Source organism: Reyranella sp., assembly GCF_965249915.1.
Classification (GTDB): domain Bacteria; phylum Pseudomonadota; class Alphaproteobacteria; order Reyranellales; family Reyranellaceae; genus Reyranella.
This window is the reverse complement of record NZ_OZ252257.1, coordinates 999,260-1,019,963: the sequence shown is the minus strand read 5'-3', so window position 1 is coordinate 1,019,963 and position 20,704 is coordinate 999,260. Positions and strand designations below refer to the sequence as shown.

Annotated in this window: 28 protein-coding genes; 2 read left to right on the top strand and 26 right to left on the bottom strand. The window is 67.3% G+C overall.

Going from position 1 to position 20,704, the window contains the following annotated elements:
- Positions 1-39: 39 nt before the first annotated feature.
- The 16 genes from ACP15H_RS05070 to ACP15H_RS04995 form a co-directional block, all read right to left on the bottom strand.
- Positions 40-1,530 (bottom strand): phage tail sheath subtilisin-like domain-containing protein, encoded by a 1,491-nt coding sequence (locus ACP15H_RS05070; protein ID WP_425065119.1) that lies wholly within the window; start codon positions 1,528-1,530, stop codon positions 40-42.
- 103 nt (positions 1,531-1,633) lie between these two features.
- Positions 1,634-1,843: a DUF2635 domain-containing protein gene (locus ACP15H_RS05065; protein ID WP_425065118.1), complete on the bottom strand. Its 210-nt coding sequence runs from the start codon at positions 1,841-1,843 to the stop codon at positions 1,634-1,636.
- Positions 1,840-2,463 carry a hypothetical protein gene (locus tag ACP15H_RS05060; RefSeq protein ID WP_425065117.1) on the bottom strand — a complete coding sequence of 208 codons (624 nt, stop codon included), beginning with the start codon at positions 2,461-2,463 and terminating at the stop codon, positions 1,840-1,842. Before ACP15H_RS05060 ends, ACP15H_RS05065 begins: the two co-directional genes overlap by 4 nt.
- Positions 2,464-2,481: 18 nt before the next feature.
- Entirely contained in the window at positions 2,482-2,847 is a 366-nt protein-coding gene (locus ACP15H_RS05055) for a hypothetical protein (protein WP_425065116.1), read from the bottom strand.
- Positions 2,847-3,188, bottom strand: a complete 342-nt coding sequence (locus ACP15H_RS05050; RefSeq protein ID WP_425065115.1) for a hypothetical protein — start codon at positions 3,186-3,188, stop codon at positions 2,847-2,849. The genes ACP15H_RS05055 and ACP15H_RS05050 overlap by 1 nt, the downstream gene beginning before the upstream one ends.
- Before the next feature lie 100 nt (positions 3,189-3,288).
- Entirely contained in the window at positions 3,289-4,338 is a 1,050-nt protein-coding gene (locus ACP15H_RS05045; RefSeq protein WP_425065114.1) for a major capsid protein, read from the bottom strand.
- A gap of 80 nt (positions 4,339-4,418) precedes the next feature.
- Positions 4,419-4,802 (bottom strand): head decoration protein, encoded by a 384-nt coding sequence (locus tag ACP15H_RS05040; protein WP_425065113.1) that lies wholly within the window; start codon positions 4,800-4,802, stop codon positions 4,419-4,421.
- A 58-nt stretch (positions 4,803-4,860) separates the two neighbouring features.
- Complete coding sequence (locus ACP15H_RS05035) at positions 4,861-5,403, bottom strand: hypothetical protein (RefSeq protein ID WP_425065112.1); 543 nt, start codon at positions 5,401-5,403, stop codon at positions 4,861-4,863.
- Positions 5,404-5,417: 14 nt separating this feature from the next.
- Positions 5,418-6,314, bottom strand: a complete 897-nt coding sequence (locus ACP15H_RS05030) for a S49 family peptidase (RefSeq protein WP_425065111.1) — start codon at positions 6,312-6,314, stop codon at positions 5,418-5,420.
- Positions 6,311-7,912: a phage portal protein gene (locus ACP15H_RS05025; RefSeq protein WP_425065110.1), complete on the bottom strand. Its 1,602-nt coding sequence runs from the start codon at positions 7,910-7,912 to the stop codon at positions 6,311-6,313. Before ACP15H_RS05025 ends, ACP15H_RS05030 begins: the two co-directional genes overlap by 4 nt.
- A gap of 9 nt (positions 7,913-7,921) precedes the next feature.
- Entirely contained in the window at positions 7,922-8,143 is a 222-nt protein-coding gene (gene gpW, locus ACP15H_RS05020) for a gpW family head-tail joining protein (protein WP_425065109.1), read from the bottom strand.
- Positions 8,144-8,147: 4 nt separating this feature from the next.
- Positions 8,148-10,214, bottom strand: coding sequence for a phage terminase large subunit family protein (locus tag ACP15H_RS05015; RefSeq protein WP_425065108.1), 2,067 nt, complete (start codon positions 10,212-10,214; stop codon positions 8,148-8,150).
- Entirely contained in the window at positions 10,159-10,860 is a 702-nt protein-coding gene (locus ACP15H_RS05010; protein ID WP_425065107.1) for a helix-turn-helix domain-containing protein, read from the bottom strand. Before ACP15H_RS05010 ends, ACP15H_RS05015 begins: the two co-directional genes overlap by 56 nt.
- 140 nt (positions 10,861-11,000) lie before the next feature.
- Positions 11,001-11,546 (bottom strand): hypothetical protein, encoded by a 546-nt coding sequence (locus tag ACP15H_RS05005; protein WP_425065106.1) that lies wholly within the window; start codon positions 11,544-11,546, stop codon positions 11,001-11,003.
- A gap of 158 nt (positions 11,547-11,704) precedes the next feature.
- Positions 11,705-12,349 carry a hypothetical protein gene (locus tag ACP15H_RS05000; protein WP_425065105.1) on the bottom strand — a complete coding sequence of 215 codons (645 nt, stop codon included), beginning with the start codon at positions 12,347-12,349 and terminating at the stop codon, positions 11,705-11,707.
- Positions 12,350-12,587: 238 nt separating this feature from the next.
- Positions 12,588-14,441, bottom strand: coding sequence for a hypothetical protein (locus ACP15H_RS04995; RefSeq protein ID WP_425065104.1), 1,854 nt, complete (start codon positions 14,439-14,441; stop codon positions 12,588-12,590).
- A gap of 103 nt (positions 14,442-14,544) precedes the next feature.
- Here ACP15H_RS04995 and ACP15H_RS04990 point away from each other — a divergent pair, with 103 nt between their 5' ends.
- Positions 14,545-15,057 carry a thermonuclease family protein gene (locus ACP15H_RS04990; protein ID WP_425065103.1) on the top strand — a complete coding sequence of 171 codons (513 nt, stop codon included), beginning with the start codon at positions 14,545-14,547 and terminating at the stop codon, positions 15,055-15,057.
- Positions 15,058-15,062: 5 nt separating this feature from the next.
- On the opposite strand, the gene ACP15H_RS04985 is transcribed toward ACP15H_RS04990, so the two are convergent.
- The 8 genes from ACP15H_RS04985 to ACP15H_RS04950 all read right to left on the bottom strand — a co-directional run bounded on the left by ACP15H_RS04985 (position 15,063) and on the right by ACP15H_RS04950 (position 19,799).
- Entirely contained in the window at positions 15,063-15,857 is a 795-nt protein-coding gene (locus ACP15H_RS04985; protein WP_425065102.1) for a DUF6551 family protein, read from the bottom strand.
- Positions 15,844-16,362, bottom strand: a complete 519-nt coding sequence (locus ACP15H_RS04980) for a hypothetical protein (RefSeq protein WP_425065101.1) — start codon at positions 16,360-16,362, stop codon at positions 15,844-15,846. The genes ACP15H_RS04985 and ACP15H_RS04980 overlap by 14 nt, the downstream gene beginning before the upstream one ends.
- Positions 16,359-17,483 (bottom strand): CHC2 zinc finger domain-containing protein, encoded by a 1,125-nt coding sequence (locus tag ACP15H_RS04975; RefSeq protein ID WP_425065100.1) that lies wholly within the window; start codon positions 17,481-17,483, stop codon positions 16,359-16,361. Before ACP15H_RS04975 ends, ACP15H_RS04980 begins: the two co-directional genes overlap by 4 nt.
- On the bottom strand, positions 17,480-17,920 hold the full coding sequence (locus ACP15H_RS04970) for a hypothetical protein (protein ID WP_425065099.1): 441 nt from the start codon (positions 17,918-17,920) through the stop codon (positions 17,480-17,482). Before ACP15H_RS04970 ends, ACP15H_RS04975 begins: the two co-directional genes overlap by 4 nt.
- Positions 17,917-18,300 carry a hypothetical protein gene (locus tag ACP15H_RS04965; RefSeq protein ID WP_425065098.1) on the bottom strand — a complete coding sequence of 128 codons (384 nt, stop codon included), beginning with the start codon at positions 18,298-18,300 and terminating at the stop codon, positions 17,917-17,919. The genes ACP15H_RS04970 and ACP15H_RS04965 overlap by 4 nt, the downstream gene beginning before the upstream one ends.
- The gene (locus ACP15H_RS04960) at positions 18,297-18,863 is read right to left on the bottom strand and encodes a phosphohydrolase (RefSeq protein WP_425065097.1); all 567 of its coding nucleotides are present in this window, start codon (positions 18,861-18,863) and stop codon (positions 18,297-18,299) included. Before ACP15H_RS04960 ends, ACP15H_RS04965 begins: the two co-directional genes overlap by 4 nt.
- Before the next feature lie 26 nt (positions 18,864-18,889).
- Entirely contained in the window at positions 18,890-19,366 is a 477-nt protein-coding gene (locus ACP15H_RS04955) for a hypothetical protein (protein WP_425065096.1), read from the bottom strand.
- Between the two features lie 211 nt (positions 19,367-19,577).
- Positions 19,578-19,799 (bottom strand): hypothetical protein, encoded by a 222-nt coding sequence (locus ACP15H_RS04950; RefSeq protein ID WP_425065095.1) that lies wholly within the window; start codon positions 19,797-19,799, stop codon positions 19,578-19,580.
- 35 nt (positions 19,800-19,834) lie between these two features.
- On the opposite strand from ACP15H_RS04950, the gene ACP15H_RS04945 reads away from it, so the two are divergent.
- Complete coding sequence (locus ACP15H_RS04945; protein ID WP_425065094.1) at positions 19,835-20,122, top strand: hypothetical protein; 288 nt, start codon at positions 19,835-19,837, stop codon at positions 20,120-20,122.
- Positions 20,123-20,169: 47 nt separating this feature from the next.
- Here the strand turns inward: ACP15H_RS04945 and ACP15H_RS04940 are convergent, their stop codons facing one another.
- Both ACP15H_RS04940 and ACP15H_RS04935 read right to left on the bottom strand, forming a co-directional pair.
- Positions 20,170-20,364: a hypothetical protein gene (locus ACP15H_RS04940; RefSeq protein WP_425065093.1), complete on the bottom strand. Its 195-nt coding sequence runs from the start codon at positions 20,362-20,364 to the stop codon at positions 20,170-20,172.
- The gene (locus tag ACP15H_RS04935; RefSeq protein WP_425065092.1) at positions 20,361-20,618 is read right to left on the bottom strand and encodes a helix-turn-helix domain-containing protein; all 258 of its coding nucleotides are present in this window, start codon (positions 20,616-20,618) and stop codon (positions 20,361-20,363) included. The genes ACP15H_RS04940 and ACP15H_RS04935 overlap by 4 nt, the downstream gene beginning before the upstream one ends.
- Between the last annotated feature and the right edge of the window lie 86 nt (positions 20,619-20,704).

Below are 20,704 nucleotides of genomic sequence, written 5' to 3'. Positions count from 1 at the left end.
AGGGCCTCCTGGGGGAACCGGCGAACGGCGTTCGGGCGGCTAGTTGAGGACGTGGAACTGGCTGAGCACCGCCAGGGTGCGCAGCTGTCCGATCAGCGGCGGCGGGAAGAGGATGTCGAGCCGGTCGTTGTTGCCGCCGTTCACTTCGCAGCGGACCTGGTCGATCACCGCGTCGACGTTGTCGAGCAGGCCGTCGACTTCCATGCGCCGCAGCTCGGCGATGACGAAGGCGCGGGCGATCGACGGCGTCAAGGTCGTGGCGCCGACCGCGACGCGGGTGCCGTCGTGGGCCAGCTTGTGCCGCGGGAAGTTGCTCTCGAGGCTGCCGCGCAGCCGGCGCTGCACCATCATGAGGGTGAAGGTCTTCTCGACCGACAGCCAGGCCTCGTCGATCTGACTGAAGGCGTTGAGCTGATAGGTCGAGATGAGGCGTTCGATGCGCACCGTCCCGTCGGCCGAGGCGGTGAAGGTGCTGATGCCGGAGAAGAGCAGCGCCTGCCGTTCCGACATGCTGAAGCGCCCCAGGCTGCCCAGTGGCGGCGCCAGGACGCCCGGGATCTCGATGCCCTGGACGGGCCGGGCCGGATCGTTGCGCAGCACGACAGCCGCCGCCGCGGCATGGGCCGCGGCCCAGCGCCAGACGGGCGTCGGCGACAGGCTGAAGCCCAGGATCGAGAAATGCGGATCGTTCTGGGTCAGGCCGAAGGTGACGGCGGCCGACGCAGTGGCGCGCTTGGCCGAGAAGACGTGGCCCCAGACCATGCGATTATAGGCCCAGCGGCCGGTCGTGTCGTTCATCGCCGCCTTGCAGGCCGCGAGGTTCGCCGCGTCGGTGTAGGGCGAGCAGATATAGTCGAAGGTCTGGTCGCCGAGGTTGGCAAGGCCGGTCGCGATCGCGGGATCGGTCGTGCCGCCCGCCATCGCGACGATCGTCCCGACATACGATGCGGGCAACGCCTCGCCGCCGGCATTGCCCAGCCAGGCATAGCGAACGTCAATATCGTTGCCGAGCGTGCCGGCATTGCGCGCCGTCAGGGTCACGACGGCGCCGACCGCGGCCGCCGTTACCGGCAGGTCGAGGTTCGCCGCGACCGCGGCGGCAATCGCGGCCGCCGTGCTCGCCAGGGTCTCGGCGCCGGTCACCGCCACGGGCACGGAGACGCCCCCGACATAAAGGGGGATGACGCCGGGCGCGGTCGGCGCGCCGGTGACGGTGATCGTACCCGTCGCGGCGACGGCACCGCCGGCATCGGCCACGGGCAGCGCCCAGATGAGGCCGAAAGGGTCGGCCTGGCGGGCGGCGGCGATCATGTCCGCCAATACCGAGCCGACGCCGAACTGCGCCTTCGCGTCGGTGACCGAGACCACCGGCACCGGCACGTTCGCCACGGCCGAGCCGGTGCCGAGCTTCTGACCCACGAACAGCAGGCGGCCGGGATCGTCGGTGCGGCCGGCCTTGGACGCGTCGACCTCGATGACGACACCCGGCAGCCGGTAGTTCGCCGGGATCTTGTTGAAAGCCACGACCATGACAGGCCTCGTGAGTCAGAAGGACGAAAGGGTGCCGGCCGGGGGACAGGGGACCCCGGCCGGCGGCGGCGCACGCGAAGGGATCAGCACGCGCCGCGGAGCATCAGGCATCGCCGGACGTTGCCGCCGGCTCGGCCTCCTCGGCGCCAGCGGGCGCCTCGGCGAGCAGCACGCCGCCGCCGTCGATTTCACGGCGCTGCCAGTAGTCGTCCGCGCCGTTCACCCACATGCCCTTCGGCGGGCATACCTGGCGCGTCACCGGGTCGGGAATCGACATGCCCTCGGCGGGCACGAACCATTTGCGGTCGATCATTCTGATGGCTCCGGGCTGAAGGTCTGACGGATGACGTGCTGGCCGCCGTCGGGATCGCCGACGATCGGCGCCAATGACGTCTCCATCTCGATGGCAGCGAGGGGCCGGGCATCGGCGGGATCGCGCGGTGTAAACTCGATGTGGCCGAGTGCCAGATCCATCTCGATCAGGAACATGACGACGTCGTACTCGTGGCCCTCACTGCCTGTCCGTCCGTCCTCGATCTCGATGTTGAGGCGGCTGAGATAGGCGAACTCTTCGAGAAAGCGCGTATCCTCGAGCAGCGTGTCGCAGATCGCAGCGGCGAGCTCGGCGGCGCGACGGTCGAGATCGATCGCCTCGTCGCGCCCGCTGCCCAGCAGCGCGTGGAAATGCAGAGAACCGTCCGCCGCGACGCGCGGCACCTGGTCGGAGATCCCTTCCCCGCCCGTGCTCTTGGCGTGGACGATCAGCACCGGCCACTTCTTCGGCGGCAGGGTCTCGAAGCGGTGCCTCGGAATGTAGAGGCCCTTGAAGGGCGACGGCTCAGCCCCGTCCGCGTTCGCCGCCTCGATCGCCGCGCGCAGCAGCGCCACGGCGAGATCCTTGAGCGCGTGTATCTTCAGCACGGGCAGCGGCATCGGTCAGGCCTCCGCCCGTCAGGTCTTCGAGCGCTTCACCAGCCGGAGCATGCCGCCGCTGCCGTCGTCATTGACCTCGACCGAGGCCACCACGTAGGTCGCGGCATGGGGCCCGCCGGTCACGATCAGGCGGTCGTTCTCCTCAGGCATCACGCCCTCGGGGAAATTGGCGAAGTGAACCACGGCGACCGGCTGCATCGTGGCCGCCTGCTCGCCCGCCTCGACGGCGAATTCCTTGAAGGCGCCGTCGAAGTCCGCCGGAATGCCGACCGGATCGCCGAGCGGCGCGCCTTCGGCATCCAACTTCTGGAAGAGGATGCCGCCATAGTCGAAGGTGCGGACCGCGACCTTGTCGACCTGGGCCGCCAGGTCGCGCCAGGACATCAGACGTTCGCGGCGCGCGCCGCCACGACCTCGGCCACGAACGCCAGAGCCTCGTCCTTGCGATTCACGTCGCGATCGGCGCCGAGCTTGCGGGCCAAGGCAACGAGTTCGTCTGCCTTGAGATCCTGCCAGCCCTCCGGAATCTCGATCGGGCCCGGCGGCGGCGGGGACAACTCCACACGCGGCGCTCCCGCGACCGGCGAGGCGATGCCGCGGCCGATCAGGTTCTCCGGATCCTCGTCGTCGATCTCGAACGACTGCCCCGGCGCGATCGTCACGGGCTTGGCCGGCGTGCCGGCCTCGATGGTCATGTTGGCAACGACGGTGATCTTGCTGGCCATGGGGCCCTCCTCGGTTCAGCGAACGGCGTTCGCCGGCGGACCGCCCCGACGCCACGTACCCGGCGCGGCGACGGTCCTCTCGGCGGGGGTCATGTCGGGATCAGTTGACGGTGGCGCAGAAGCTCGCGTTCGGGCGGAACGGCACGACCAGCGGCGCCGACTGCAGCAGCAGCATGCGGACCGCCGGATCCTTCTCCAGCCACGACTTCACGAAATAGCGCTGCGACTTGTAGCCCGCCTCCTCGTCGAGGATGTTGCCGTAGCAGCGCACGCCCTCGAGGGTGCCCGGTTCATCGCCCGGCGCGCCCATGAGCACCGTATAGTCCGGCAGGATCTGCTGCGTGGTGCCCGCCTCGTCGACATAGACGTCCTGATAGACCCAGAGGTCGAAGTCGCCGATGTTGCCGACATAGCGCGCGCGGCCCTTGCCCATGCCGCGGACCTGCGGCCCGAGGTCCAGCGAGCCGCGCTGCCCCGCATACAAGGTATTGAGACGGAGCTGGACGGTCGCATCGGCGCGGAAGAGCGCCCAGGCCTTCGGGTCCATGACGACCGTCGTGCCCTTGGCACCGGACTTGGTCATGATCACGCCCGCCCAGGTCTCGAGGCTGTCGAGCGGCCCAACGCCGGCCTGGCCCCAGCGATTGCCGCCGGTCAGCGCGACGGTCAGGCTGGCATCGCGCCCGAAGTTCACGACGACCGTCGGATAGTCCGTCCCGCTGACCGTCACCTGCCCGAGACGCAGGGCCTCGGCCGCCATGACGACCTCACGGCGGGTCAGCATATCGAGCTGATCCTGCAGGTTCTGCGCGAGCTGCGCCGAACGGCGCTGCATGGGGTTGAGGCTGCCGCCGATACGCTCACCCGCCCGGCGCTTGATCGGCGCATTCGGCATCAGGATGCGCTTGTCCTTGGCATAGGCCGGCTTGAAGCTCTTGGTCGCGAAGCCGCGATCGGCGACGACCTTGCCGGCGACGGTCGGATGCACGAACGGCGTGATACGCGGCTTCGACGTATCGATGTCGAAGTGGATCTCCTCCGTGTCGCCCGTTTGCACGCCGGGGAAAAAGGTATCGAGCAGGAAGGTCGACGGCGGCGGCAGCAGCTCTACCGTGCGCGCCAGGACTGCGGTGGTGTAGATGTCGGGCATCTGACGTCTCCAGGAAAGTGGCGCCGCCCCGTCAGGGGTTCACGAGGCCGGTTTGTCGGGTTGTGAGGAATCGCCTGCGATCAGGCGGGAACGATCTTCTTCAGGAAGATGCCGATCTGGCGCAGCCCGTCGCGGATCGACGCGAGGGAATGGGCCGTGCCCAACACGAGCGCGTCTTCGTTGAACTCGCCGGTGAAGTAGACCGGACCGAGCACATCGCCTCCCGACGCATCGGTGTCGGCGGCCAGGATCGCCTTCGGCACCTGGCTGCCGTCGCCCGCCGCCGAGAGGCTCTTGTTGTACTTGTCGCTGGCCGTGATCCGACCGAGGACGGTGCCCTTGGCCAAGGCGGCGCCCGTGATCGTCACCATTTTGGTGGCGCGCGGATAGTCGCCGGCGAGCAGATTGTCGGGCGTGAGGCTGCCCTGGTCGGTAAAGCCAGCGGCGACCGGATCGTTGATCATATCGAACTCCTATCGAACGAGACGTGTTGCGGAGGCGGCAGTGCCGCCGGCGGAGGGGTTAGTCGCGGTCGGCGCCGGGGCGGGCAGCGAAGGCCGCGATCTCGGATGCCATCTTGTCGACGTCGGACGCGGCAGCGGACCCAGCCGAACCAAGCGGCTGCGGCCGCCGGCCGGCCATCGCTTCCCGAAGTCCAAGTCGACCACCTGCCGGCTCAGCACTGGCCGTGGTCGTGACGATCGCGAGCGCAGCCTTGGGCGAGAGGTTCGTGCCCAGGGCGAGCTTCAGGGAGGTCGCGACCCGGGCCGGGCCGCCGCCGTCGACGATCGCGTGAATGCGGGTGCGCTCGGCACGGACGATCGAGGCGCGCACCTTGGCCGGCACCGCCGCAGCGGCCGCCTTGGTCGCCTCGTCCTCCTCCTCGTCCTCTTCGTCGTCGTCATCCTTGTCGGACGCGGCGGCTTCCCGAGCCTTCCGCTCCTCTTCCTTGTCCGCGGCCTCCTTCTCGGCCTGCTCGCGAGTGGCCTTCTCCTCTTCGGTCTCTTCCTTGGGCTGGTCTTCGGCGCTGGCGCCCTTGCCCCACAGGTTCATGAGTCGTCGCATGGTTCTCTCCTTCACTACTTGCTGGCGAGGTCGACGAGCTCGAGCAGCGCGTCGGTGGGCGACATGACGGCGTCGCACAGTTTGAGGTCGAGGGCAGGCGCGGCCAGGTAGGACCGCGCCTCGGTCGCACGTACCGCGTCCTCGGCGAGCCCGCGGCCCTTGGCGACGACCGGCACGAACTGGGCGTAGATCGCATCGATCTCCGCCTGGAAGTCGGCGCGCACCGAATCCGGCAAGGCCGCGTATTCGTTGCCGTCGGCCTTGTGGGCGCCTGCATAGATCAAGGTGATCTTGATTCCCGCTTCGTCGAGCGCCTTGGAGAGGTCGGCATGTCCACAGATCACGCCGATCGAGCCGGTATAGCCGACCGACGAGCACGTGATCCGTCCCGCGCCGCTGGCCAGCGCGTACGCCGCCGAGCAGGCCATGCCGTCGACGATCGCCCAGATCGGCTTGATCGCGCGGGCCTCGCGCACCTGGTCCGCCAGGTCGAAGCAACCCGTCACCTCGCCGCCGGGCGAATCGCAGACCATCGCGATCGCCTTGATGCCGGGATCCGATAGCGCCGCGGCCAGCTGGGTGCGCAGGCCGTCGTAGCCTGTCATCCCGCACCACGGGTCGACGGACCCGAGATTATTCACCAGGACGCCGTCGAGCTGCAGTACGGCGACGTCGCGCACCTGGGCGAAAGCCTTGCGGAAGTCGCGCTCAACCAGCCCGACCGGCAGCGAGGCATAGACCGGGCCGCGCTCGCCCTCGTCTTCCATCGCCATCGCGCGCGGCGGCATCGCCTCGGCGAACTGACGGCCGTGCAGCATGCGGCCGAAGGCGTTCAGCCAGGTCAGGCCCCGGCCCGGATGCATCAGCAGCGGCCTGCCGAAAGCCCGGCTGGCGACATTGGCGTATCTCATGTGGCCGGCCTCTCGTTCTCACTCGTGCCCTTGACGTCCATCAGGGACGCTGTCGTGGCCACTGGCAGGTTGAGGCGCTGCAGCACGCGGTTCTCGCGCGCGGTCTGGCGCGCGACCTTGCGCCAGTCGCGACCCTGCTCGGCGTTCGCCGACTGCAGGGTGTCGGTGTAGGTGTCGCGGCCGATCTGGTAGGCCTGCCGTTCCTTCACCGGATCGATGTGACCGCGGCCCGGCCCGATCCAGGCGTGCCGCAGCCAGGCCGAACGGCGTTCATAGAAGCCGACGCCCTTGTTCCGGCGCAGCGTCGGCAGCTCGATCACGCCGCGGTCGACCGCTTCCTCGAACCAGGCGGCGTAACGCGGCGCGGCGGACGTGCGCTCGAGGAACGCGCTGCGTCCGGTGATGGCCTTCCACGCGCCGAGCAGCGAGGCCCGCGCGCTCGAATAGTTGGTCTTCGAGAAATCGCGACTGATCTCTTCGAAGCTCATGCCGAGGCCGGCTGCCTCGCGGCGCAGCACCGCGTCGGTGAACTGCTGATAGGCAGCGCCGGCGGGCTGCTGCGGCGTGTTGAACTTGAACGTCGTGCCGACCGGCAGCTTCGGAATGATCATCCGGTCGAGCTTCATCGGCGGGCCGCCGATCGCCGGCCGCGTGCTGCCGTTCCCTTCGGGCGAGCCGGCGAACATGGTCTCGAGCGCCTCGTTGTCGAGGCCGCTCTGCGTTTCGATCGTCGCGGCCAGCAACGTGTTGACCAGCGAGGCTTTCAGGACGGCACGGTCATAGACGTCGTGCAGCCGGAAGGCCTCGGTCACCGTCGCCATGGGCGAGATGCCCCGTGTCATGCCGTCGCCCTCGACGACGAATCCGTGCAGGACGTTCGGACGGGCGAAGGCGTCTTCGCGCTCGAACCGCTCCCACTCGAAAGTCGCGGCGCCGACCCATGGATCGTACGGATGCGCGCGACGAATGTGATAGGCGATCGGTTCGCCATAGGCGCCGAGCTCGATGCCGCCGCGCATCGTCGTCGTGTCGGCACCGCCGTTCGGATTGCTCAGCCGGTCGGGGCTGACCGACTGCCAGGTCGTGGCGTACCGCGCCCGGCCGGGCTCGACGCGATCGTCGAGCCAGTGCGAGACGGCCAGGAACTCACCGGAATCGAACCACGACGCGAAGTCCTGCCGCAACAGGCCGATGAACGACACGCGCCGGCCGGCGTCGATCCAGTTGCCCTCGCCGTTCGCGTAGTCGTCGAACTCCTCCTCGACATGCTCTTCCCAGGCATCGCGCTCGCCGTCCGACATCGAGTCGAGGCCGAGCGCATGCCAGTTGGGCTCGACCGCCAACATCCAGTTGGCGCCAATGACATTGTCGATCTGGCTCTGGCGGGCGCCGGCGGCGAAACCGTTGTTCCGGTTCAGGTCCGTGCTCCGCGCCACGACGTCGTCGCGCAGGCCCCACATCGCCGCGTCGGGAGACGAGAGCATCGGCTCCCAGCCGGCCAGTTCCTGGCTCAGCCGGTCGCCGGCGCGGTACGGCGTCGCCGTCATGGCGCGCAACGGCGTCCGCCCGTCGGCGGCGACCAGCTCGGGAGGCGACATGGACTACCCTCAGAAGGTCGGGACGAACGGCAGGCCGACGCCGGTCGGCTGGCCGAGCTGCTTGCGCAGCGAGGCGATGTAGGCGTCGAGCTTGCCGAGATCGGTCGCCGTGTAGGTCACCGACTTGCCGCTGCCGGTCGAGACGCTGACCGGCCGGTTGCCGACGATCAGCTCGTGGCGCGCCTGTTCGGCCTCGGCCATCCAGGTCGTGAGCTGCTGTGTCGTCGCCATGGCGTCATCCCAGGATCAGCGGCTCCTCCATCTCGACAGTCGTCGTGATGGTGGGCCGTACGGCGTTCGGTGGCGGTTGGTTCGCCGGCGGAATGTACGTCCCGCTAGGGAGTTCATCTGGCAGTTCGGGAGCGTCGAACAGCGAACGCTGCTCTGCCGCCAAGCGCTGCCATTTGCGCTCCAGCCATTCCCACTCCGCCGGCGATTTCGTGCTCATGCCGAGTTTCTCGGCCAGCGCCAGGCCGTAGACCCGGCAGTCGAGCAGATGATTGTCGACCTCGATCTGGTGCCAGCCTTGCGTGACCTTGCCGGTCTTGCGGTTGCGCATGGTGGCGTAAACTTCCGACAGCAGCTGCTTGAAGTCGGACTCATCCCAGTCCTGGTTGAAATGGCAGTAGCTGGCCGGATACAGGATCTCGTCTGGCTCCTTCTTGACCTTGATCGCGCCGAAGTGGCGCGACTTCAGCTGCCAGGTGCCGACCGGGTAGGTCTTTGGACCCTTGCGTCGCGCCTTGCCGCGCTCGCTGAAAGAACGCGGCGTCGCCTTGCCAGGGAAAGCCGGGTGTCGCCAGCCGTCCTCGCCGCGCAGCGGATAGCAGTCGAGCCGGGTCTTGCACCAGTTGACGACGACTTCGGTCTCGAAGTTGGCGTCGATCCCTGTGATGTCGGTTCGCCGATCGTTACCAAAGGCGTCGCGGAACCTCTTCAGCCGCACCGCATCCAGCCTTTTGAAGGCCGAGCCGGCTTCCGTTCCGGTATCGCCCTCGAGAAAGCCGTGCTCTAGCGACCAGGTCTGACGATCACGGGCGTGGCCGAGAAATTCGTACCAGATGCCGTCAGCCTGGACGTCGGCGGCCAGCGTGATGAACAGCGTACCAAGCGGCACCGTGCCGGCGTCCCACGTCTCGCGGCGTGCGAGCAGCTCCTCGGCCTTCGGCCGATCGCCCGCTTCGTCCCACGGCAGGCCGAGCTGCAAATTGACGAAGGCCTTCAGCTTCTCCGGGTCGCCTTGCGCGGCCATCCACTTGGCGACGATGTGGTCCCAGGTCGTAAAGGGACTGATCAGCGAGTTGAGGTGGTAGCTCGGCTCGCGCCCCGGGAAGGGCATCGCGTGAATCCACCGGCCGCGGGCGTTCATGCCCTCGAGCTGCCAGTGTTCGATCACACAGCCGTTGCCGCTCCTGCAAACGTAGTGGGCGCGATGCGGCGCCTCGGTATTGAACTTCAGGCCCCACGGCACATCCTTGCCGCCGAACTCCAGGACCTGTTCGAGAGCGCAGTGCGGGCACGGGACGTGCCACTGGCCGCGCGTGCCGGCTTCGTACTGTTTGGCGATCCGCGACACCGACTTCAGCGTCGGCGTCGAGACGTCGAACTCCTTGTCCTGCCCCGTCTTCTCGAACGAGGTGAGGCGGCCGCGCGCCAGCTCGACGGGATCGCCCTGCCCCGGCACCGCCGCCGGGAACTCGTCCATGTCGTCGCAGATCAGCGTACGGACGGACTTCTGGCGCAGGCCGGCGCCGGAGTTCGCTCCCGTCAGGACGATACTGCCACCCGGGAAGCGCTTGCGCTTCAGGGTGCTGCCGTCGCGGCCACGAACGACGACGTTACGAACGTGACGGCCGGCGCGCTTCGTGGCCTCGAGCGTCGGCTCGAACTTCTCGACCGTCCAGTCGCGCGCGGCCTCGACGGTCGGATGAACGACCAGCGCCGGGCCCGGCGCCGAATCGATCATCCAGCAGAGGATGTTCGAGATGCCCTCGGAGCCCGAGACCTGCACGCTCTTCATCAGCGTGACGCGCCGCGCCGGATCTGCCGGCGACAGCCGGTCCATGATCTCGACTAGGAACGGCGTGCGGCTGTTGTCCCACTTGCCGGGATGCGCGCTCGTGCCCTCGGCAACGACGCGATACTTTTCCGCCCAAGCGCTCGGCCGAATGTCCGGATCCTTGCGCAGTCCGCGGCGCCAGGCGGCGCGCACGGCGCGACGGGCCGAGGCTATGCCGGGTAGAAGTTTACGGATCTCCCTGGGATGAAGGTTGGCCAGCGCTTCCGGAGACGGCTGGTTCATCGGTGAACTCGTCGTCATCCTCGAGGGCCAGCGTCGCCTCGAATGCGTTGAAGACTTCGCGGACCCGCTCGGCGAGCCACACGCGCCAGTCGGCTTCGGTGCGCGGCGTTCCCGCGAAGGCGTAGGCAGACGAGGCCTTGTCGGCCATGCCGCCCGTGACAGCATCGCGCGTGCGGCGCGCGATCGTCGTCTGATCGAGCTCGACGATGCTGCGCAGCACCGTCAGCCCCTCGCGTTGCGCGAGCTCGCCGAGGAGCTTGCGGCCCTTCAGCTGCTTTTCCGTCAGCGCGGCGGCTTGCAGCGCCGACGGCGCGCGGGGCGGGCCATCCGAACGGCGTTCGAGCAGATCGGCTTGGTCGCCAGCGGGCGTGTCGTCGGTCTCCGCCGCCGTTTCCTCGGCAGCCACTTCCCGCCGGCGCATCAGCTCGCTCAAATCCTCACGCGCGATTCGCACCTGGGCCAGATCGAACAGAGGCCGGCCTTTGTCGTCGCGCTTGGCGATCGGGATCTTCCCGGCCGCGGCGTGCTTGCTGATCGTGCTCTTGCCAACGCCGAGCTTCGCCGCGAGCGCCGATACGCCGAGCAGGCCCGCGGCGGTTTCCGTGGAATCGTTTCCGTTTCCCATCGAAGAAACACCGCGTTTCATCAATATTTTCAGGCACTTACTGCAAAACTAAAGCGGTGTGCGTTACCCGTTGTGGGGCCCGGCCGGGGAAGGACCCGCAATTTTGTTGCGTCTCGACGCATTTTTATTGCGTCCCGACGCACGATTGTTGCGCGGCGACCTCAGCCCTTCGCGATGGCCTGGGCCAGGCTCTCGACGAAGTTCGGACCGAACCGGTCCTTCACCGTCGTCGACGTGTTCGCCTGGAAGCCGAAGGACGGCTTCACCTGGACGCCTCGCTTCAACCAGTAGAGCAGCTGCAGCGGATAGCGCGCCTTGCCGACGCGCCGCAGGATGCCCGAGCCCGCGCCCTTCGTGACCATGAAGATCTTGGGCTTGCCCTTAAGTGCCGCAGGCCTCTGACCCTTTGAGATCATGTTGCGCTTGTTGCGCCGAGCGTTGACCGGTACCGCGACCCGCGAATGATCGCGCGCCTTCTTCGTCCCGCCCTCCTCCTGCCGCTTCATGAACGGTTCGAGCGAACCGACGACGGCCTGCGGCTCGTCCTTTTTCGCCGGCACGATGCGGATGCCGTTCTTCACCCAGTTGTTCCGCAACGTGTAGCGGTTCGGCAGATCGTCCTGGACGACACCCTGCGCATCCTTCGCCGTCCACGTGAGGGCGCGGGCGAGTGCGAACGGAACGTGCCGCTTATCGGCATCCGCCATTCCCGTGATGAGGCGCTCGACGTCATGAGAGACGCGAACACGCACGGGCTACCTCCAAAAGAAAACGCCCCGCTGTGAAGCTGGGGCGTTGCTTGAGCCGCATTGATCGCGACCATATCAAAAAACTACTCGAAATCCGTCCACTCTGTCCACTCGTTCTAGGCGCTTTTTTTCGAGGTCGACAACCAAGCCTCGCGCGTGTCCAGGTCAATGACCTCCCGAAGGCCTATCCACTCCCTCGCCATCTCCGTTCGAATGGCCTTGTAACGCTTGCTGATACCCGAGCGCTTGAGCGCATCGAACCTGCCTTTCGCCGCACCGCGCGCCAGAACCTTCTCGACGTCACGAACGCTATGCCCGGCCATGATGCCCATGATGATGGCGCGGTCCCTTTCCGGCCAGCGTGAGATGCGCGTCCAGGTCCAATCGAACCGCACCACTTCCTCAGGCGTCAACGGAGCGCGCCGGACACTGGCTTCCTGCGGCTGGAACACGCCGAGGAACGACCGATAATCCGACGGCACCTTTACGGGTGACAGCCGGCGGGCCATTCGATCGACCGCGATCAGCCGGCAGTGAACGAGATCGTGCGTCCATTCGGTCGGGATTGGACCGAGCGCGCCGACATCGAATGCCGGCTCATCGATCGTCGGAGGGTGAACAACCGGCCGATCCCAGACGACATGACGCTCCGTGACCTGCACCGCGCGCTCGTCCGGCCCTCGCACGACCTGCTTCGTGACAAGCGGCGCCTGTCCCGCCCCGTCCCGCCTCTGTACCGGCTCCTGTACCGCCTCAGACATATTGATTTTCCTTTGTTAAATTAGAAAACGGTACACCGGTACGCTTGGACAGACTGACGACACTGCGCACACGCGCGCGCATTAGGAGGTCTCTCTAAGTACCGTACCGGTGTCCCGCTTTGCCCTCCGATGCCGACGGGATCGGCACTCCTCGGCGGTACGGGAGGCGGGACTCCCCCCGGTACGCTGCCGGGACTCTTTCGCAAATGGGGGTCCGGGGGCCGGATCGAGAGCGCCGTCATTGCCGGTCATCCTCGATCGACGGCAGCAGCTGCGGGTCGATCAGCCAGGCTCGGCCCTGCGGTCCGGCAAAGCGCAAAGGCCGATCGGCCGGCTTGGCCGCGGCCTCGCCGCGGATCTTCAACTCACCCAGGATCTGCGACCGCCGCAGGCCCTGGTATTTCGGATAATCGCTGAACAGTCGGTCGAGCCCGGGATGCCGGTGCGCGATCGCGAGCCAGGCCTGCTTCCACGTCTCTTGCGTCCCGTCTATCAACTGGCGCCGGTCGAGCCTTAGCCCGTAAGGCAGCAGCGATTTGCGGAAATCGTCATTCTCGGGCTCACGCGCCCGAGCAATGAGCTGCCCCACCGTGAGCTGGTCGCCGCCGCGCCAGTTCTGCGCCGGCAGGCCGAACAGCGTCATGATGCACTCCATGGCATCGTCGATGCCGTCCTCCTGGTCGCGCAGGGTCGTGATCCAGGGCTTGAAACGATCGAGCGCGCCAATCTCGTCGGGCGACAACAGGCGGCCGAGCGTCATCGTGGCGTGACCGGCGATCGGATGGCCGACCGTGTCGGCGTCGCGCGGATCACCGCCCAGATCCATGATGCGCGCGCGTGCCAGCTTCAGGTTCTGATTGAACAGGTCGAAGTTAGCGAGCGCGGCGGCCCGGAAGGCGGCCGAGATCGCCTTCGCGACACCCGTCATCGCTGCAACTTCCTCGAGCGACATCATGTGGTGACCCGCGCGGGACTTGAGGCTCCGCAGCTCGAGCAGGATGACCCTCGACTTCACCGTCGACCGCCAGTCGTCGGTCAGGGTGGCGACCATGGTGACCGGCCCGTGCAGGTCGATCTCGCGCTTGAAGCGGCCGCCGACCGCACCCTCGTCCGACAGCAGCAGAAGCAGCTTCAGGATCTGCTGCAGGCGATGCGCGTCCTCGCCGGCGTCTCCCTCGGCTTCCTCTAGAAGGATGGCAAGTGCCGTGTGCTTGCCGATCTCCTCGAGGTGCGTTTTCGAGTAGGTGCGCTGGATGGGATGCGCCGCCGAGCCCAGCAACGCGCTGATGTACTGCAGCAATGTTGACTTGCCGGAACCGGCCTGGGCGCGGATGAAGCCGTGCGTCTTCCAGCGCGGCGCGTCACCCAGGGCGTCGCACCATATCTTGCCGGCCGCGAGCTCGCAGGCCTCCGGCGACTCCCAGTGCCATTCGGCCAGGTGCGCCATGATCGTATTGCGGCCCGCCAGATCGAGCGGCTGCCACTCATAACCGTAGCGATCTCGCGTGTGCGCCGGGGCCGACCGATCCGGACCCAGAACGTAGCGAGCAACCCCGATCTCCTCGCCCGGCTGGTAAATGGACCCGTCGTGGAAGATGGCGCCGCCAGTATGAACGAGCGGCCTCCCGCCCTCGAGCCAAGTGCCGATCGAGCGGAAGGGCTGCGAGCCGTCGTAGTAACCCTTGGCGACGCAGCCGGCGATCAGCGCCTCCATCAACGGCGGCACGTTCGGCCGGCCGGTCGGGGCGCCGTCGCGATCCCGCGCCGGGTAATGGCGCACGGCCCAGCGCACGTCGCCGGCGAACAGATCGGCCAGTCCACCGCGGCCGTGCAGCTGCGCCGAAGTAAAGGACCGCAGCTCGCGCGAGGCGCCGACGAAGAAGAATTCGCCGTCGCGATGGCCCAGCATCAGCACCGGCGGAGGATCGAGCCGATGCGGCTGGTCCGGTCGCCAGCGATACCACCACTGGATCCGCTTGAAGTCGCGCCAGCTCGGCGCCTCCCAGTCGTCGGGCGGCCCCTCACGCCCGTCGTCCCGTTGTGTGGGATCGAGCGAATCGACTGCGAAGTCGTCGTCTTCTTCGTTGTTCATCGTCTCCCCGACGCTCGCTCGCTTTACACAACCCAACCCTTAGTCCCGGTCCCGCCGCTCAACCGCCGCGGAGCCGTCGCAATCGCCCGCCAGCCTCGCGGTCATGAACCCGATAGCGCTCGCGGCCGCCCTGACCGCCCTCCTCGCCCTGCCCGCCGCCGCCCAATCGTCCAAGAAGGACTGCGGCGCTCTTCCCGAAGCCTTCGAAGGCGTGGCCTTCGTCGGCGACGGCGATACGATCTATGGGGTCGGCTTCCGGCCGGGGATCCGGCTCTGGGGCATGAACGCTCCGGAGCTGCGCGATTCGGCGAAGGCCGAGACGATCCCAGGCATGCGGACGCGCGCCCTGATCTCCGACCTCCTGGCGGCGTCCGACAACAAGGCGCGTTGCACGCCGATCGAATGGGACGGCTATTGCCGCGTCGTCGCGACCTGCACTACTGCCAAAGGCGCGGACCTCACGCTCGCGACGCTCCAGGCCGGCCTGGCCTATGGCTACTACCTGGCCAAGCATCCGCAGCTGGTGACGACGGCGCTCGCATACTCGAACGCAGAGGTCGAGGCGCGCAAAGAACGTCGCGGCCTCTGGGCGACCTGGATGGGCGAGAAGCCGTAAGGCCGTCATCGCCGCCCCGCCCCGTTCCGGCGGGCGTATCTCTTCCGGAGGATTTCCTCGAGGGCCACTTCCAGCTTGCCCCCGCCCGTCGCCTTCTTTGCCTTGGCGCGCGCGAGTTGCTCTGTCAGGTCGAGGTCCCGCAACACCTTCACCATTCCGGCGAAGTCGAAGTCCTGCTCGGCGGCGATCCGGGCCAGGGCAGCGATTGTCGCCGACCGGAACACGTCCGCCGTGTCGCCGTGTGATTCCACCAGCAGCGCGAGAGCCGATGCGATCGCATTGTCGCCCAGCGGGAACAGCTTCTGGATCGTGAAGGTCGCGACCGTCGTGAGCGGCGGCAGGTTCGACCGCGGCGTGCGCGAGATCTCGACGCCAGCGCCCTCGCAGAGCTTATGGATCCGCACCGCCCACTCGGTGCCGGCCGCGTGGGCTGCCCAAAATTGATGGATGCGCCCGAGCGCGATCCGGTCGGTATTGGCGGCGATGAATATGGCGGCCTGGTCCGCCACGGTCGGCGCATCGACGACATAGCACGGCAGGCTGTCGATCTTCGGATGGAGCACGGCCGCGGCGAGCCGGTGCTGACCGTCGATCACGGCAAACTTGTCGCCGCTCTCCGTGACGACGATCGGCTGATACCGGTTCCAGCTGAAGTGCGCCACGATCCGTCGAACATGCCGCTCGTTCTTGTTTCCGAGCGCACGCTGATACCGGCTGTCGATCGTCAACCGCTCCAGCGGGATCCAGTCGAGACTGGGCGGCGCGCCCAGGTTGGAGGCGACGACCTTAGCCTTGGCCATGCGACACTCCTCTCGCGGGCGCCAGAGCGGGCAACGCCGTAAACAGGTTGCGCCCGAGCAGCTCGACCCGCCGCACGGCGCGGTCGCCGCACCACATCGACGTGACACGCACCCGGCTGTCTCTCACAAGCGCGAGGAGATCCTGCTCGGCCTGCAGCGTCGTGCTGCCGAGCGAGAGCGCCAACTCAGCCGTCTCGGGCAGGACGAGCCCGGCCTCGGCCGTGCCGAGGATGAACCGCAGAAGCCGAGCCCGGCGTTCCCAAGGCGCCACCTTCGGCGCCGGCGGTGGGGGCTGTACGATCGGCGGCGCTGCAGCCGCGGGCTCAACGGCCGCGCGACCCAGCTTGTATTCCGCGGCGAGGCGCCGGTAGTCCGCCGCAGACCCGGAGATTCGATGCAGCACGGCGTCCGAGGCCCCGCGCGCAATCTGTCGCCGCAAGGCCGCGACAATGCTGGGCTCACGACGCGGCGGCGACACCGGAGCTGGACCGATCAGGACGCTCATGAGCTACCCTCCGAACGCCGTTCGGCCGCTCGCTGCTGCAGCACGTCGTTGAAATCCGCCTTATCCCGGTCTCGCAGGTTCGGGACCTTGACCACGATCCGGCGACTGCCCCGTTCGAAGGCCTTCTTCGCCTTCCACGCCGCGATTTCGCCGGTGCGGTTCTTCGCGTTCCAGTCCGCCCCGATCAGGAGATCGGTGCAGAGGAACGGCGGCTCAACGGCGGCCATGGCGTCGGCCGAGCCATAGGCGAAGCCGGCGCGGCGCCACAGCTGCATGGTCGAAAGCGACGTCTCGATCCCCTCGCCCGCTGTCATCACCTCGACCGGCTCGCACAGGAGGATGAGCGCGCCAACGCGCGGCCCGAGGTGCATCTTGTCGCTCTTCGTGCCGGCCTTGACCCACCCGCCGGTCACGCGCTTCAGGTAGGTGCGATGCAGCGCGACGATCTCCCCGCCCTTGCGAAAGGGCGCGACCATCGCCGGCAGCTCGCGCCGCTCGATCCCGTGCCACAACCGGGGATGAAACCGCAGGTCGGCAGGCCATCCACCGTTGACCGCCGGATCGCCGAAGCCGTACTCGGTGCAGGGCACCAGGGAGCGCCCGCGCAGATACTGGTCGATGGCGGGATCGTGCACCGCCTGGCCCCAGATCCGCTGGATACCCTGGTCGCGCTTGACCTCTTCGACCTGCGGCACCGCCGGCTTGGGGACGGGCCGCGCCGTTTCGAGATACCGAAGACCATTCGCCGATTCGAGCGACTCGATCGCCTGCTTGAAATCGAGCCCCTGCACCTGCATCGCGAAATCGATGACGTTGCGGCCGTTGGCGCCGCAGCCGAAGCAATGAAACAGGCCCTTCTTCGTGTTGACCGTGAACGATGGGGTCTTTTCGGTATGGAACGGACAGAGGCCCTTGTGTTCGTTGGGCGTGCCCGCCTTTTGCAGCTTCACAACGCGCCCGATCGCCTCCACCAGCGACAGGCGGTCTATGAGCTGGGCCTTCCGCCTCCCCCAGTGGTCGCGATCGTAGGCGCCCTCGATCCTTCCGACCGGCCTGCCGCGTCGCTCCGTGGCTGGCTCGTGACTGCGGATCTTGTCCAGGGGATCGAGCGGCGCCTTCATGCCGCCTCCGGAACGCGGCGGACGCCGGTGGCACCGTCACTCATCAAATGCCAGTCGAGCTGGCCGCTGCGGCGAAGGACTTCGAGGTCGTGGGCAATCACGTAGCGAGAGACGCTGAAGAGACCGCCCAGGACCTTGAGAGTCGGGAGGACAGCGCCGGCCGCCGCGCATTCGTCGGCGAGCTGCCGCAGGCCGATGCGCCGCTCGGCCGACGAAAGAGGGTATGCAGTCCCGTCGATCGGCTCGATCACGATCGACGCCGACGTTGCGACCGGGCGCCTGCCGTCGAGGTTCCACGTCGCATTGAGCCGCCGCCAGTCACCCGGCCCGCCAGCCAGCCTCACCAACAGGCTCTCGGGCGCCCCACGCCGCCGATAACGCCGCAGGGTGGTGACGATCAGCGGTTCGTACCGCGGCCAGCGGACAGACCTGCTCACGACAGCGGCCTCCGCCGTCCCGTCATGACGACCCAGACGATATTCAGCTGCAGAGCGATGGCGGCTGCATCGTCCAGCGGCTCAATCCCGAGCGCGCGTAGCACGGCATCCGGGTGGTCCTGGGCGATGATCGCGTGCAGCTCGGCGGCACCGCCGAAATACCGAACGACGGCCGACTTATGCAGGCCCGACGCCACGCGGGCGATTTCCTGTGCCGTTGGCCTGAAGTTTCCCTTCGAGATCAGCGCGAGGGCCGCCTTCATCAGCGCCGTGCGCGTTGCCTCGGCCTGCCGCCGCCGGAACGGCGAATGATATCGGCGGCTTTCGTCGCTCGCCGGTTGCGCCAATGCTTCCCGTGAAACAGAAGCGGCGGCGTTCATGGGAGCAGGCCGAGCGCGAGCGCGCGCTGCATGAACATCCCGTAGGCCGCCGTTGGCGACCAACCATCGATAGGAACACCGAGCCGGTCCCTCACGGTCCAGCCGTGCGCCTCGCACACTTCGGCATCAAACAGCCGGTTGCGCTCATCGGTGAGGATCGACGTGTCAGCCGCCTTGATCTCGCCCCGCAGGGTGGCCGGCAAGTTGAAGCGCTTGAAGATGACGCGCTCCAGTTTCGCCTCGATCTCAACGAACTGTGGCAGCGAGCGCTTCAGCGGCCGGATGACGTCGCCGATGTAAGCCTCGGCCGCGTCGTGCAGCAGCGCCTCGCGCGCCAGCATGCCCTGACCGAAGTGATTCGAGAGCAGAACCGAATGCTCCGCGACACTGTAGAAGAAACGCCCATGGCCGTTGTAGCGGCACTGGTGCGCCAAGCCCCAGCCGATGTCCCTGAGGTCGATGTCTTCCGGCCGGGGATCGAGCGGAAAGAATTTCCGGCCGGTGTAGGTCATCATCCAGTCGCCAACTCGGGCGACGTTGGAATTCGGTACGTCGTAGTCCATAGAGCACCCACGCTTCGGTGATGCAGCTAGCCGCTGCGCTTTTTCTCGATGACGCCGACCACCAGCGAACGCAGGCCACAGAGGGCGCGCAGCGCGTCGTCGATTTCCGGCAAGGCCTTGGCCGCTTCGTCGGAAGCAATGCCGTCGGCCGCCAGGGCATCGACGACCATCGCGATCGCCTCGCCGTGCTGGCGCACGCTCTCAGCGGTCAGCGCCTGGGCATCGCCCTCCGGACAGGGGACCGGCAGGAACGCGCCACCGGCCAGACCCGCGAGATACTCGGCAGCAGCAGGCGCCTCGTGCGATGTCAGCGCGGCCACTCGTGCGAAAGACAGTTCGTCCTTCGCCAGTGGATGCGTGATCGAGTAGATGTACGGCGACTGCAGACCGAGCTTGATGGCGACCCGATCGACGCCGCCGTTCTGGTCGACGAGACGCCGCACGGCGGCCTTCGGCACTTCCGGCGGGCACGGCACGACGGGCGCGAAGGCACGACGCGTCATTGACGACTCCGGCTGAGGACTTGCAGCCAAGCCTCCAGGGACACACTGCGCGCCCATTCCCGTTTATCGAGATGGAGGGTCGGCGGAGTGCCCTTGAATTGCGCGAGAAGGTATTCGCGGCTGTAGGTGCGACTGAGCGCCGGTGGCGGCAGTGACGTCGCCCCCTCTGCCACCGGTACTACGGCGAGCCTGCGCAGGAACCCGCGGCGCTTCACGGAGTCCCCTTGAGTAGGGCAGCCAGGTGATCGGCCTGCGCCTGGTCGAGTGCGATCTGGCGAACGACCCCGGAAAGCTTCAACTCCAGGACCTTGCCTTCGGCCGTCCGATACACTTGGATCTGATCGACCTCGGGACGCCAGCGCGCGAGCCCAGTCGTGCCGGCAATCCAGACTCCGCGCGGAGGAAGATCAGCCTTTCGGGCGTGACGTGTCATTGACGGACTCCACGCGATCGTGTGCGATGCGATCCATGGCCGACCTGCCCCTTATCGTGAGCATCCCCTGGTATCGCCGGGGCGACTACGAGGCGTTGCTCGCCCTGTTCAGCGATTCGGAAAAGCTGCCCAGAACCTTCGACGCCTGGCTTTTGCGGGCTGAGGGATTCGAGAAACAGGCAAAGAGCGCGGGCCGTGCGACGGCTCGTATTTATTTGAGACCGATGCCCTTTGCTGCTTGGTGCAAGGAACGCGATCTCTCCCCGGACGGACACGCCAGACGCGTGTTCGCTAGCGAAGGCGTCGGTGACCTCAATCGATAGGACCAAGCCGCTGGCCTGAACATCGACAGCGGCAATACAGCGACCCGTCATCGCCGCCCCGCTTCCGACCAGAAAGGCGGCTCATCGTTCTTGCTGCGCCGATGGTCGGCAGGGCCCAGATCCTCGACGATGACCGATTCAGCCCGGTTCGACCGCTTCGGCGGCGACTTGAACGACACCGACGACGGCACCACGAGCTTCGGCCAGGGCCGGGCTTCCCCCATGACGATAAAGGCGATCACGACGCCACCTCGCCCACCGCCCGGTCCGCCGATGCCGTGGCGGTGGAAGCTTGAGCGGCGCGCCAGGCTGCGTAGAGGTCGCTTTCGTCGACCCGCCCCTCAGTGGCAACATAGACGCGCTGAATTACGTCATGACTGGGCGGGATTTTCCCCGCCAAAACGCGGGAGAGGGTCGAATCGCTCAAACCGGACCGGCCGGCGAACGCCGTCTGGGTCTCGTTCTGGGCCTTCAGGTACTCGGGGAGGCTGGTCATGACAGCCGGGACTTTGCATCAGATACAAATTCCCACGCAAGCTAATTTTGCATCTCGCGCCGTGGCGCTATTTGCACATAGTGCAA

Excerpts from the sequence above, each read along its gene's own strand:
- ACP15H_RS05035 (WP_425065112.1), bottom strand. The coding sequence starts at position 5,403 with ATGCGACGACTCATGAACCTGTGGGGCAAGGGCGCCAGCGCCGAAGAC.
- ACP15H_RS04995 (WP_425065104.1), bottom strand. The coding sequence starts at position 14,441 with ATGAACAACGAAGAAGACGACGACTTCGCAGTCGATTCGCTCGATCCC.
- ACP15H_RS05070 (WP_425065119.1), bottom strand. The coding sequence starts at position 1,530 with ATGGTCGTGGCTTTCAACAAGATCCCGGCGAACTACCGGCTGCCGGGT.
- ACP15H_RS05060 (WP_425065117.1), bottom strand. The coding sequence starts at position 2,463 with ATGCCGCTGCCCGTGCTGAAGATACACGCGCTCAAGGATCTCGCCGTG.
- ACP15H_RS05040 (WP_425065113.1), bottom strand. The coding sequence starts at position 4,802 with ATGATCAACGATCCGGTCGCCGCTGGCTTTACCGACCAGGGCAGCCTC.
- ACP15H_RS04985 (WP_425065102.1), bottom strand. The coding sequence starts at position 15,857 with ATGGCCAAGGCTAAGGTCGTCGCCTCCAACCTGGGCGCGCCGCCCAGT.
- ACP15H_RS05010 (WP_425065107.1), bottom strand. The coding sequence starts at position 10,860 with ATGAAACGCGGTGTTTCTTCGATGGGAAACGGAAACGATTCCACGGAA.
- ACP15H_RS04955 (WP_425065096.1), bottom strand. The coding sequence starts at position 19,366 with ATGACGCGTCGTGCCTTCGCGCCCGTCGTGCCGTGCCCGCCGGAAGTG.
- ACP15H_RS04965 (WP_425065098.1), bottom strand. The coding sequence starts at position 18,300 with ATGAACGCCGCCGCTTCTGTTTCACGGGAAGCATTGGCGCAACCGGCG.
- ACP15H_RS05065 (WP_425065118.1), bottom strand. The coding sequence starts at position 1,843 with ATGATCGACCGCAAATGGTTCGTGCCCGCCGAGGGCATGTCGATTCCC.
- ACP15H_RS04975 (WP_425065100.1), bottom strand. The coding sequence starts at position 17,483 with ATGAAGGCGCCGCTCGATCCCCTGGACAAGATCCGCAGTCACGAGCCA.
- ACP15H_RS05005 (WP_425065106.1), bottom strand. The coding sequence starts at position 11,546 with ATGGCGGATGCCGATAAGCGGCACGTTCCGTTCGCACTCGCCCGCGCC.
- ACP15H_RS05000 (WP_425065105.1), bottom strand. The coding sequence starts at position 12,349 with ATGTCTGAGGCGGTACAGGAGCCGGTACAGAGGCGGGACGGGGCGGGA.
- ACP15H_RS05015 (WP_425065108.1), bottom strand. The coding sequence starts at position 10,214 with ATGAACCAGCCGTCTCCGGAAGCGCTGGCCAACCTTCATCCCAGGGAG.
- ACP15H_RS05045 (WP_425065114.1), bottom strand. The coding sequence starts at position 4,338 with ATGCCCGACATCTACACCACCGCAGTCCTGGCGCGCACGGTAGAGCTG.
- ACP15H_RS04980 (WP_425065101.1), bottom strand. The coding sequence starts at position 16,362 with ATGAGCGTCCTGATCGGTCCAGCTCCGGTGTCGCCGCCGCGTCGTGAG.
- ACP15H_RS04950 (WP_425065095.1), bottom strand. The coding sequence starts at position 19,799 with ATGACACGTCACGCCCGAAAGGCTGATCTTCCTCCGCGCGGAGTCTGG.
- ACP15H_RS05055 (WP_425065116.1), bottom strand. The coding sequence starts at position 2,847 with ATGTCCTGGCGCGACCTGGCGGCCCAGGTCGACAAGGTCGCGGTCCGC.
- ACP15H_RS04960 (WP_425065097.1), bottom strand. The coding sequence starts at position 18,863 with ATGGACTACGACGTACCGAATTCCAACGTCGCCCGAGTTGGCGACTGG.
- ACP15H_RS04935 (WP_425065092.1), bottom strand. The coding sequence starts at position 20,618 with ATGACCAGCCTCCCCGAGTACCTGAAGGCCCAGAACGAGACCCAGACG.
- ACP15H_RS05025 (WP_425065110.1), bottom strand. The coding sequence starts at position 7,912 with ATGTCGCCTCCCGAGCTGGTCGCCGCCGACGGGCGGACGCCGTTGCGC.
- ACP15H_RS05050 (WP_425065115.1), bottom strand. The coding sequence starts at position 3,188 with ATGGCCAGCAAGATCACCGTCGTTGCCAACATGACCATCGAGGCCGGC.
- ACP15H_RS04990 (WP_425065103.1), top strand. The coding sequence starts at position 14,545 with ATGAACCCGATAGCGCTCGCGGCCGCCCTGACCGCCCTCCTCGCCCTG.
- gpW (WP_425065109.1), bottom strand. The coding sequence starts at position 8,143 with ATGGCGACGACACAGCAGCTCACGACCTGGATGGCCGAGGCCGAACAG.
- ACP15H_RS05030 (WP_425065111.1), bottom strand. The coding sequence starts at position 6,314 with ATGAGATACGCCAATGTCGCCAGCCGGGCTTTCGGCAGGCCGCTGCTG.
- ACP15H_RS04945 (WP_425065094.1), top strand. The coding sequence starts at position 19,835 with ATGGCCGACCTGCCCCTTATCGTGAGCATCCCCTGGTATCGCCGGGGC.